At 54.1% G+C, this 12,552-nt stretch carries 2 protein-coding genes; both read left to right on the plus strand.

What is annotated here, in order from left to right; all coding sequences use genetic code 11:
- Window positions 1–4,187 (plus strand): non-ribosomal peptide synthetase (locus tag GWG06_RS30265; protein ID WP_160718165.1); only part of this gene is annotated, 4,187 nt, incomplete at its 5' end.
- A gap of 33 nt (window positions 4,188–4,220) precedes the next feature.
- The coding region (locus GWG06_RS30270) for a non-ribosomal peptide synthetase (RefSeq protein WP_160718166.1) at window positions 4,221–12,552 on the plus strand (8,332 nt) is incomplete at its 3' end.

The following is a 12,552-nucleotide window of genomic DNA, read 5'->3' on the forward strand; positions in this document are numbered from 1 at the left end:
ATCTGACCAACCGCATTACTTCTACCACCATCCGTTATGTGATCTTCGGTGGTGAAGCCTTGAACCCCGGCAAGCTGCAGCCCTGGCAGCAGCTGTATCCGGCAAGCCGTCTGATTAACATGTACGGCATCACGGAAACAACGGTGCATGTCACTTACCAGGAATTGTCCGCCGCTCATCTGAACAGCAGTGCGAGCGTGATCGGTAAGCCTATCCCGACGCTGAGCGCCTACATCCTGGATCAGCACCAGTCGCTGGTGCCGGTAGGTGTAGCCGGTGAATTGTACATCGGTGGCGCCGGTGTGGCGCGTGGTTACCTGAACCGGGATGAACTGACGGCGGCAAGATTTATCAGCAGTCCGTTTATATTAGGCGAACGGCTGTACCGCACCGGTGATCTGGCACGCTGGTACCCAGACGGCAACCTGGAATACCTGGGCCGTATAGATGACCAGGTGAAGATCCGCGGCTTCCGTATAGAGCTGGGTGAAATAGAACATACGCTGCAACAGAGCGGCCTGGTAAACCAGGGCGTGATACTGGCCAAAACAGATGCTGGTGGCAATAAACAGCTGGTAGGCTATGTGGTGGCAAAACCGCACTTCACCCGCGAAGCTGCACAGGAATGGCTGAAGAGCCACCTGCCGGAATACATGGTGCCGGCGCTGTGGGTGCAGATGGATGAAATACCGCTGACCTCCAACGGAAAGGTAAACCGCAAGGCATTGCCGGACCCGGTAGCAGCACTGCTGACAGACAGCGCATATGAAGCGCCGCGCAATGAAACAGAAACGCAGATAACAGCTATCTGGGAAGAACTGCTGGGCATACAACGGCCAGGCATACACGATAATTTCTTCGCGCTGGGCGGCCACTCCCTGCTTACCATGCGGCTGATGGCAGCCTTACGTATACAACTGAAGTCAGAGGTTTCCGTGAAGGCGTTGTTTACCTATGCCACCATCGCACAGCTGGCTGCGCATATACAACAGACACAGCACGGAGAGCTGCTGCCGGGCATTACAGCCGGGCAGCGTCCTGCGATGATCCCTCTGTCTTTCGGACAGGAACGGCTGTGGTTTATAGATCGCCTCGAAGGCAGCGTGCAATACCACATGCCGGCGATCCTGCGCCTGAAAGGAAAACTGGATACAACGGCGCTGCAATCTGCCTTACAGACAATCGTACACCGGCATGAAGTGCTGCGTACAGTGATGGTGGCCTCACAGGGCCTGGCGTACCAGGAAATCCGTGAAGCCCGACAATGGTCGATGACCATTATCGGGGAGACAGAAAAGATACATGATCTTACAGCATATATCAGCGAACTGGTAGCCGTGCCGTTCAATCTCGCTGCTGATTATATGCTCCGCGCACAACTGCTGGTATTATCACCGGAAGAACATGTGCTGGTGATTACCATGCACCACATCGCCTCCGATGGCTGGTCCTATGGTATCATCGTACAGGAGCTGACAGCCCTGTATGATGCCGCACTGAACAAACGGCAGGCCGCCCTGCCTGCCCTGCCGGTACAGTACGCAGACTATGCCGTATGGCAGCGCACCTGGCTCAGAGGCGCTGTACTGGAACAGAAGCTGGATTACTGGAAACGCCGGCTGAATGGGGTAGATACCCTTAACCTGCTGACAGATTTTCCACGCCCCGCTGTACAAAGTTCCCGTGGCGCTGTTTACTGGTATCAGCTGGATGCTCAGCTGACAGCCGATCTGCGCCGCCTGTCCGGCGAACAGGGCACTACCTTGTTTATGACCCTGCTGACTGTATTTAAAATACTGCTGCATCGTTATACCGGTCAGGACGACATCTGCGTAGGTACTTCCATCGCCGGCAGAACACATCATGAAACAGAAGGACTGATCGGCTTCTTCGTGAATACGCTGGCATTAAGAACAGACGTAGGGAACGATCCGGCATTCAGCTTCCTCCTGCAGCAGGTGAAGGGCATGTTACTCGAAGCCTATGACCATCAGGATATACCCTTTGAAAAAGTAGTGGAAGCAGTGGTCAAAGAGCGTGATATGAGCCGTAATCCGCTGTTCCAGGTGATGTTTGAATTGCAGAATGCGCCGGAAACAGGCACGCTTGCGCTCGAAGGACTGACCCTCAGTATGGAAAACGGAGAACACACTACTTCCATGTTTGATATGAGCTTCTCCCTGAAAGAAGAAGCAGACGGACTGACCGGATATGTGGAATACTGTGTGGATCTCTTCAGGGAAGAAACAATTATCCGTATGACCCGGCATTTTGAACAGCTGCTACGGGCTATAGTAGCGGCGCCGGAGAAAGAGATCGGTGCGCTGGCCATGCTCGGCATACAGGAAGAAGAAGAACTGCTGCAGTTGTTTGCCGGTCCGGAAATGGAGTATCCTGCAGGCAAAACATTTGTACATTTCTTTGAAGAACAGGTCAGCAAAACACCGGATGCTACCGCACTGGTGTTTGAAGAAAATACTATTACCTATGCTGCGCTGAACAGTGCGGCCAATCAACTGGCGCATCACCTGGCAGCGCATGGGGTAACGGCAGACAGTATGGTGCCAATCTGCATAGAACGTGGTATGGCAATGATTGTCGGCGTTATTGCCATCTGGAAAGCCGGTGGCGCCTATGTTCCGGTAGATCCGGCATTCCCGGCAGACAGGATTGCCTATATACTGGAAGAATGTAAAGCCTCCGTCGTATTATCAGATACCCGCAGCAAAACAGTAATACCGGATACCGGCGCCCGCATATTCACCGTAGACGGCGATCATCAGTTGTGGGCACAGCAACCGCAGACAGATCCCGCCATCGTGGCGGCGCCGCATCACCTGGCGTACGTACTTTATACTTCCGGTTCCACCGGTAAACCGAAAGGCGTGCTGGTAGAACATGCCGGCCTGCTTAACCACCTGCAGGCCATGGTGGAGGAGTTGCGCATGGATGAAACAACCGTACTGGCATTTACCGCTCCCTATACCTTTGATATCTCCGTATGGCAGATGGTGAACACGGCTATCTGTGGTGGTAAAACCATCATATACCCGAATGAAATGATTCTCCGCCCGGATGCATTACTGGCGGATGTGGAGCGCCAGGGCGTTACCCTGCTGCAGCTGGTGCCTTCCTATCTCACTGCGGCCCTGCAGGGCAATGTACAGGTAACACTGCCGGCCCTGCAATTCCTGCTGGTAACCGGAGAAGCAGTGTCGCAGCAGTTGCTGGAACAATGGTTCGCACATGAGCATTTTGGCAGCATCCCCGTTGTCAACGCTTACGGCCCAACGGAAGCATCTGACGATGTGAGCTTCTACTTTATGGAATCTGCTCCGGCCAGCGCCAATGTGCCGGTAGGATCTCCTATCCGTAACCTGCACCTCTACGTACTGGATGCGCATAACCGTTTGTGTACCTATGGCGTACCCGGAGAGATATGCGTAGGCGGTATCGGTGTGGCGAGAGGATACCTCAACCGCGAAACGCTGACAGCGGAAAAATTTGTAACGGATCCGTTCCGCGGTGAAGGCAGAATGTACCGTACGGGCGACCTGGGCCGCTGGCTGCCGGATGGCAACATCGAATACCTGGGCCGTATCGATGACCAGGTAAAGATCCGCGGCTACCGTATTGAACTCGGTGAAATTGAAATGGTACTGCAGCAGTATGAAGCAGTCAGCCAGGCAGTGGTGGTAGCAAAAGCAGATAAGAGCGGTATTAAACGGCTGGTAGGTTATGTTGTGCCGAAAGCAGGATACAGCAAGGAAGGCGTGACAGCCTGGATGCAGGGCAAGTTGCCGGAATACATGATTCCTGTGCTGATTGTTATGGAGCAGCTGCCATTAACGCCTAACGGAAAGGTAGACAAGAAAAATCTTCCCGACCCTGTAACTGAAGCATTAGCGAAAAGTCCGTATGTGGCTCCCCGTAGTAAAACCGAAGAAGTCCTTGCGCGTGTTTGTCAGCAACTCCTGGATGTAGAAAAAGTAAGCGTGCAGGATAACCTCTTTGAACTGGGTATGCATTCACTGCTTGTAATGCGGCTGGCGGCAGCCATCTTCGACAGCTTCCGTACGGAACTGCCGGTGAGGATATTCTTCCAGTTTACCACTATTGAAACCCTGTCGCAACATATTGATACTATCCTGGCGGAAGAAAAGAAACGCAAACGGATTGTTTTGTAACCGAATTAAAAGATTTTTTAAATACCCCCGAGTATGGCTGATTTTAATTTACCGGCAATTGAAGCGCTGCTGAAAAAAGCAGATGAACATGGCATCAGAATATTTCTGGAAGAAGATCAACTGATTGTTGAAATGCACGAGGATAAAGAGATAGATGATGTTTTCCTCGATGAACTGAAAAACAACAAAGGTTATCTGATTTCTTATTTAAAAACATATACGCCGGCAGATAAAAATTCTTTTCTTACTGACCGTATCCCGGCATATGAGCGCAACGGAGAGCCGTTACCGTTATCTTTCAGCCAGGAACGCCTGTGGTTCATCGATCAGCTGGAAGGCAGCGTTCATTACCATATTCCTGCGGTATTGAGATTAAAGGGAAACATCAACCGGGAGGCATTGCAGTACGCGCTGCAATCCATCATTCACCGCCATGAAGTACTGCGCATGGTCATCCGGCAATCGGGTGCCGACGGCGCTCCCGGCCAGTATCTGCTGGAGCCGGAGTTCTGGCAGCTGACCACCCTTGATGCTTCCGGCAACTGGGAAGATACTGTCAGCGCGTTTAACAACCGTCCTTTCAATCTGGCAGCTGACTATATGCTCAGAGCCGGTATACTGAGAATATCCGCCACAGAACATATACTGGCGCTCACCATGCACCATATCGCCACAGATGGCTGGTCTTTATCTGTGATAGTAGGAGAGCTGTCTGCCTATTATGCAGCCTATACCGAGCAACGGCCGCCCGAATTACAGCCGCTGGAAATTCAGTATGCGGACTATGCCATCTGGCAGAGAAAATATATCAGCGGCGGCATACTGGCTGCGCAGCAGCAATACTGGCAACAGCAGCTGAGAGGCGTGGAGCCGCTGAACTTACCGCTGGACTTCCCCCGGCCTCCGGTGCAGAGTACAGCGGGAGCGGTGGCCGCTACTGTTTTCAGTCCGGAGCTGACTGCCCGCCTGCAACAGTTCTGCCAGCAACAGGCTTGTACCCTGCATATGGCACTGCTGGCTGCTTTTCAGGTATTGCTCTATCGCTACAGCGGTCAGGAAGATATCTGTATCGGCACGCCGCTCGCCGGAAGAAAACGCCGGGAGCTGGAGCACCTGGTAGGATTTTTCATAAATACGCTGGCTATCAGAAATGATATGAGCGGCAACCCTTCCTTTACCGCCTTGCTGCAACAGGTGAAGGAAACCTTGCTGGAGGCTTATGATCATGCAGATATACCTTTTGAAAAAGTAGTGGAAGTGACGGTGAAGAACAGGGATCGCAGCCGCAGCCCACTGTTCCAGGCAATGCTGGTATTCCAGAATACGCCTGACGGACCGGATCTGACACTGGGTGATGTAGCGCTGTCACTCGAAAATACCGGACATACCATAGCTAAAGCTGATCTGGCATTTATGCTGGGCGAAACCAGCGAGGGCATGTCTTTCAGCGTGGAATACTGTACCGCCCTTTTCCGCGAAGCTACGGTGATGCAGCTGATGCAGCATTATGAACAGCTGCTGCTGGCAATACTGGACAACCCGGCGCAACCTGTCAGCCACATACGTTTGCTGACACAGGAAGAACAACAGCAGCTGCTGGCTGCGAACAGAGGTAAGACGCCGGATTACAGCTGCGACCCTGCAAAAACCCTGGCAGACCTGTTTGAGGATCAGGTGGCAGCAACACCTGATGCTACCGCATTGATATTTGAAGATACGCAGCTGAGTTACCGGGAATTACAGCAACGCAGCACACAGCTGGCGCATTACCTGCGCGCGCAGGGGATCGGAAAAGGTGCGCTCGTACCGTTGTGCATCAGCAGAAGCACAGAGATGATAACCGCTATTCTTGGTGTGCTGAAAGCCGGCGCCGCCTACGTGCCGGTAGATCCTGCCTACCCGCAGGAACGTATCAGCTTTATGCTGCAGGATACCGCCGCGCAGTATGTGATCTGCCAGGAACAGCATCTGCCCCTGCTGCAGGAAAGCAATTGCCGGCCGATAGTGCTGGATACGATAGCCGCCACGCTGGCTCAACAGCCGGTAACACCGGTTACTGCCGGCACACGTGCCAATGATGCGGCCTATGTTATTTATACTTCCGGATCTACGGGTCAGCCCAAAGGCGTGCTGGCAGAACACAGCGGTGTTATCAACCTGATTCTCGGCCAAAGCCGTGCCTATGGCATTACTGCAGCCGAACGGATTGTAATGTTCTCCAACTACTGCTTTGACCCTTCTGTGGAACAGCTGTTTTTTGCGCTGCTCAACGGCGCAGCGCTGGTACTGTTCCGGGAAGGGCTGCAGCTGGATACCGCTGCTTTTGAAAATTTCCTGCTGACACAAAAGATCACGCACCTGGAAGCAACACCGGGCTTCCTGGAGAACCTGCAGCCAGGTGTTTACAACGGACTGAAAAGAGTCATCACCGGGGGAGAAGCATGCCGTAAGGAACTGGCGGAACGCTGGTGCGGGCTGCTGGACTTCTATAACATCTACGGACCTACGGAGACAACCATCTCCGCTCTGATATATCATTGTCAGCCTGCCACGCTGGCACAACTCAATACCGTGCCGATAGGTAAGGCACTGCCTGCAGTGGAAACCTATATCCTGGATAATGCCGGTAACCTGGCGCCCAACGGGGTTGCCGGAGAACTCTGCATCGGCGGCGCCGGTGTTACCCGTGGTTATCTGCATAATGAAACGCTGACTGCACAACGTTTTCCGGCGCATCCGTTCAATAAAATGAAAGGAGCAAGACTCTATAAAACCGGTGACCTGGCACGCCGGCTGCCCGATGGAAACATTGAATACCTCGGCAGGGTAGATGAACAGGTGAAGATAAGAGGGTATCGTGTAGAGCTGGGAGAAATCGAGAATGTACTGAAAAGCGGTGGCCTGGTATCGCAGGCTGTGGTGCTGGCAGATACCGATGCTTCCGGTATTAAGCGCCTGGTAGCCTATGTAGTGCCGGTGACAGCATTCGATAAGGAAACCGTGCAACAGTATCTCAGGGAAAGACTGCCGGAATATATGGTGCCTGCGCTGTGGGTAGAAATGGAAAATATTCCGCTGACGGCCAATGGTAAAGTGAACCGCAAAGCATTGCCCGCAGCAGATATCAGCGGGCTGCTCGCCGGGAACTATGCTGCTGCCCGCAACGAAACAGAAGCTGCACTGGTGAATATCTGGCAGCAACTGCTGGGAATACAACGGGTAGGGATATACGATAATTTCTTTGAGCTGGGAGGCCACTCGCTGCTCATTATGCGGCTGATGGCAGCCATCCGGCATGAGCTGTCTGTAGAGGTTTCGGTAAGGGAACTGTTTGCCCACGTTACGGTGGCGTCGCTGGCAGCTTACCTGCAGCAGGCATCGCCGCGGCAGCTGCTGCCGCCGGTAACGGCGCAGCCGCGGGATACACGCATCCCGCTGTCGTTCAGCCAGGAACGCCTCTGGTTTACTGACCAGCTGGAAGGTAGCGTGCACTATCATATCCCGGCAGTACTGAAAATAAAAGGACAACTGCACCGCGACATACTGGCGTCAGCCTTGCAGGCTATCGTCGACCGGCATGAAGTGCTGAGAACCGTTTTCCGGGAAGAAGATGGAATCGCGTATCAGCACATACTCCCGGAAGGTCAATGGCAGCTGCAGCAACTGGATACTGCCGCCGGTCTGAAAGAAACCATCCTGGCATTTAACAGCCAGCCGTTTAATCTTTCGGCAGATCATATGCTCCGGGCAGGACTTATCACCCATAACGCCGACGAATACACGCTGGTTATCATCCTGCATCATATCGCGGCCGATGGCTGGTCGGTGAATATCCTGGTCCGTGAACTGACAGCGCTCTATAGCGCCCTGCTGGAAAACAGGCCGGCAGCCTTGCCCGATCTGCCTTTCCAGTACGCGGACTACGCGATATGGGAAAAAACATACCTCACCGGAGAGGTGCTGGAGAAGCAGCGCAATTACTGGGTACGGCAGCTGTCTGACCTGGAACCGCTGAACCTGCCGCTTGATTTTGTACGCCCCGTGGTACAACGCACCAACGGCGCTGTGCTGCATGTGGAAATTAACGCAGCTACTACGGCCGCCCTGCATAAACTCAGCCAGCAACAGGGCGCTACCCTGTTTATGACACTGCTGGCTGCTTTCAAAGTAATGCTGCATCGCTACACCGGGCAGGACGATATCTGCGTGGGTACGCCGCTGGCCGGCAGAAAACAACAGGAAGCAGAATCCCTGATCGGCTTCTTTATCAATACCCTGGCGGTACGTTCCCGTCTGGAAGGTGCGCACACTTTCCTGGAACTGCTGCAACAGGTAAAGCATACGCTGCTGGAAGGATATGAACACCAGGATATGCCTTTTGAAAAAGTAGTGGAGGCGGTGGTGAAAACCCGCGACTTGAGCCGCAGCCCGCTCTTTCAGGTATTCTTTGTATTACAGAATCTGCCGGAATCCGATCAGCTGACACTGGCCGGATTACAATTGTCCGGCGAAAGTATGGAAGAAGATACAGCTCAGTTTGACCTAACGGTAACTGTGGCAGAAGGTAAAAACGGACTGGCGCTTAGCATTGAATACTGCACGGATCTCTTTACAGCAGCCACCATACAACGTATGGCGGCTCATTATAAACAACTGCTGCATGCGGTGACGGTAAGCCCGGTGAAAAAAATCAATGCGTTGCCGATGCTGACCACAGCGGAAAGCGCGGAGTTGCTGGATTTATTCAGCGGACCGGTAACGGCATATCCTGAAAACAAAACTTTCGTGCACCTGTTCGAAGAACAGGCAGAGCGTACGCCGGATGCGGTGGCGCTGGTATTTGAAGAACAGGAACTCACCTATGCAGCCCTGCATGCGCGCGCTAACCAGCTGGCGCATCACCTGGTGCAGTCCGGCGTTACTACGGATACACTGGTGCCTATTTGCATAGAACGTTCCCTGGAAATGATCGTGGGCGTGGTAGGCATTATGAAGGCTGGCGGCGCTTATGTGCCGGTAGATCCCAGGTTCCCTGCGGATCGGGTGAGCTATATTCTGGAAGACAGCTCCGCAAAAATCATCGTCAGCAGTGAGGCAAGCCGCGGGGTATTACCGGCAGATATGCAGGTGATCTCTATGGACGGGGACAGGGAGCTGCTGGCGCAATACCCGGCTACAGCGCCTGCAGTGGTAACTTCGCCGCAGGACCTGGCCTATGTGATCTATACCTCCGGTTCCACCGGCAAGCCCAAAGGCGTGCTGGTAGAACATGCCGGCCTGCTGAATCACCTGCTGGCCATGATTACGGAGTTCAACATGAGTACCGCTACGGTGCTGGCTTTCACGGCACCGTATACGTTCGATATTTCTGTCTGGCAGATGATCAACACGATGATCTGCGGCGGCCGCACGGTGATCTATACCGAATCGCTGATCCTGCGTCCGGATGCCTTGATCCGCGATGTGGACCGGCGCGGGGTAACACTGCTGCAGCTGGTACCTTCGTACCTGACGGCAGTGCTGCAGGACGACGGGGGCGTAGGGCTGTCAGCGTTAGACTACCTGTTGGTGACCGGTGAGGCGGTATCACGGCAGCTGCTGGAACAGTGGTTCAGTCATCCGGTGTTCGGCCGCATACCGGTGGTAAATGCCTACGGTCCGACGGAAGCGTCTGACGACGTGAGTTTCCACTTCATGCGGGAAACACCGCTGTCTGCCAACGTGCCGGTGGGCAAGCCGGTACAGAACCTGCATTTATACGTGCTGGACGCCAACGGAGAACTGTGTCCGTATGGCGTGCCGGGAGAAATCTGTGTAGGCGGTATCGGTGTGGCGCGTGGTTATCTGAACCGCGATACACTGACTGCGGAGAAATTCATTGCCAATTCCTATCATCATGGCCGCCTGTATAAGACAGGCGACGTAGGGCGGTGGCTGCCTGACGGCAACATCGAATACCTGGGCCGTGCAGACGATCAGGTGAAAGTCCGTGGCTACCGCATTGAGCTGGGCGAGATAGAAAATATCCTGCATCAGCATGCCACAGTGAGCAATGCCGTAGTAGTGGCGAAAGCCGGGGCCGGCGGCATCAAGCGCCTGGTGGGCTATCTGCTGACAACCGCTGACTACAGCCGGGAAGCGCTGCAGTTATGGCTGCAGGAGCAGCTGCCGGAGTATATGATACCGGTGCTGATGGAACTGGATGCTTTCCCGCTGACGGCCAACGGCAAAGTAGATAAGAAAGCATTGCCGGACCCCTCCGACGAACATTCACCACAACGCATATACGTAGCGCCGCGCAATACCGTGGAAACGCAGCTGGCCGCCATCTGGGAACAGCTGTTAGGGGTAGCGCGTATAGGCGTGCACGATAATTTCTTTGAGCTGGGCGGCCACTCGCTGCTGGCTATCCGCCTGCTGTCACAGCTGCGCCGGGTGCTGTCGGTGGAGCTGACCGTAAAAGACGTATTCCTGTCGCCCACCATTGCCACGCTGGCGTTGCAGGTGGCCGGCCATGATACCGGCGTGCAGCTGCCTGCATTAAGTGTGCAGGAGCGTCCTGCGCGCATCCCGTTATCGTATAGCCAGGAACGTTTGTGGTTCATCGATCGTCTGGAAGGCAGCACGCATTACCACATCCCGGCGGTGCTGAAGCTCACCGGCGCGGTAGATACCGCTGCGTTGTCGCTGGCGCTGCGCCGCATCGTAGAACGCCATGAAGTGCTGCGCACGGTGATCCTGGAAGAAGAAGGTACAGGCTATCAGCAGGTAATACCGGCAGATAACTGGGAATTACGTATAACCGTGGCCGGTAGTGATACCGCGCAGCAGATAGCAGAACTGACGGATGCGCCATTTGATCTCTCGCGGGATTACATGCTGCGGGCGGGATTAATCAGGCTCAGCGCATCAGAACATTTGCTGGTGATAACGTTACATCACATCGCATCCGATGGCTGGTCATCTTCCATTATCATCAACGAACTGAGTATAGGTTACAGCGCAGCGCTGGCAGGAGTGGAGGCGCCGTTGCCCGCCCTGCCGGTACAGTATGCAGACTATGCCATCTGGCAGCGCAGCTACCTGTCAGGAGAAGTATTATTCCGGCAGCAGGAGTACTGGAAGCAGCAGCTCTCCGGTGTAGCTGACCTGGACCTGCCAACTGATTTTACCCGTCCTGCTGTACAGGGCAGAAACGGCGCAGCATATCAGTATACGCTGCCTGAAGCCCTGACGGCACAGCTGCATCAGCTGAGCAGGCAGGAAGGTGTAACGCTGTATATGACCCTACTGGCGGCATTCAAGGTATTGCTGCACCGTTACAGCGGTCAGGATGACATCTGTATCGGTACGCCGGTGGCTGGAAGAAATCAGCAGGAAACGGAGGAACTGGTAGGCTTCTTTATCAATACCCTCGCCATACGCAGCGACCTGTCCGGTAACCCGGCATTTACTGCCTTGCTGCAGCAGGTGAAAGCAACGTTGTTGTCCGGCTACCAGCACCAGGATACGCCATTTGAAAAAGTGGTGGACGTGGTGGTGAAGAGCCGTGATATGAGCCGTAGTCCATTGTTCCAGGTGATGTTCGTATTACAGAACCTGCCGGCGCAGGAGCACGGCGGAGAAGTGCTGCTGCAGGTGGCGGAGGAAGATACGGCACATACGCAAACGAAATTTGATCTGACTTTCCTCCTGGATGAAACAGCAGAAGGTCTTGCCTTATCTGTAGAATACTGTACGGATCTGTTCCGCGAAGAAACGATCGCGCGTATGGTCCGCCACTATGAACAATTGTTACAGTCCGTTGCAGCAACGCCTGCACAGCATATCGGTACGCTGCCGATGATACTGAAGGCTGAAAGTGTACAACTGCTCAACGTTTTCAAAGGACATGATTCCGCCTGGCCGGAACATCTTACGATCCTGGACATCTTCGAACAACAGGTAACGCGTACGCCTGAACGAATAGCAGTTGTGTATGAATCGCAGCACCTCACTTACCGTGAGCTGGATGAACGCGCCTGTCAGCTGGGACATTACCTGCGCAGCAAAGGCGTGCAGGAAGAAACGCTGGTGCCGGTATGCCTGGAGCGGAGCCTTGACATGATTGTGAGCATACTCGGTATTATGAAGGCGGGTGGCGCGTATGTGCCGGTAGATCCGCTTTATCCGGAAGACCGTATTCATTACATGCTGGAAGATACCGCTGCGACGGTGGTGGTTTGCAGCAGCAGCTGTGCTTCCCTGTTTGCGCATATCAGCAATTGCGTGGTGGTAGACAGTGACTGGGAACATATCAGCAGCTATCCGGTTACAGCACCGGAATTTACCCGCCTGCCGGAGCAGGTGGCCTATGTGATCTATA

Origin of the sequence: Chitinophaga solisilvae, assembly GCF_009928525.1 — a bacterium.
Classification (GTDB): domain Bacteria; phylum Bacteroidota; class Bacteroidia; order Chitinophagales; family Chitinophagaceae; genus Chitinophaga; species Chitinophaga solisilvae.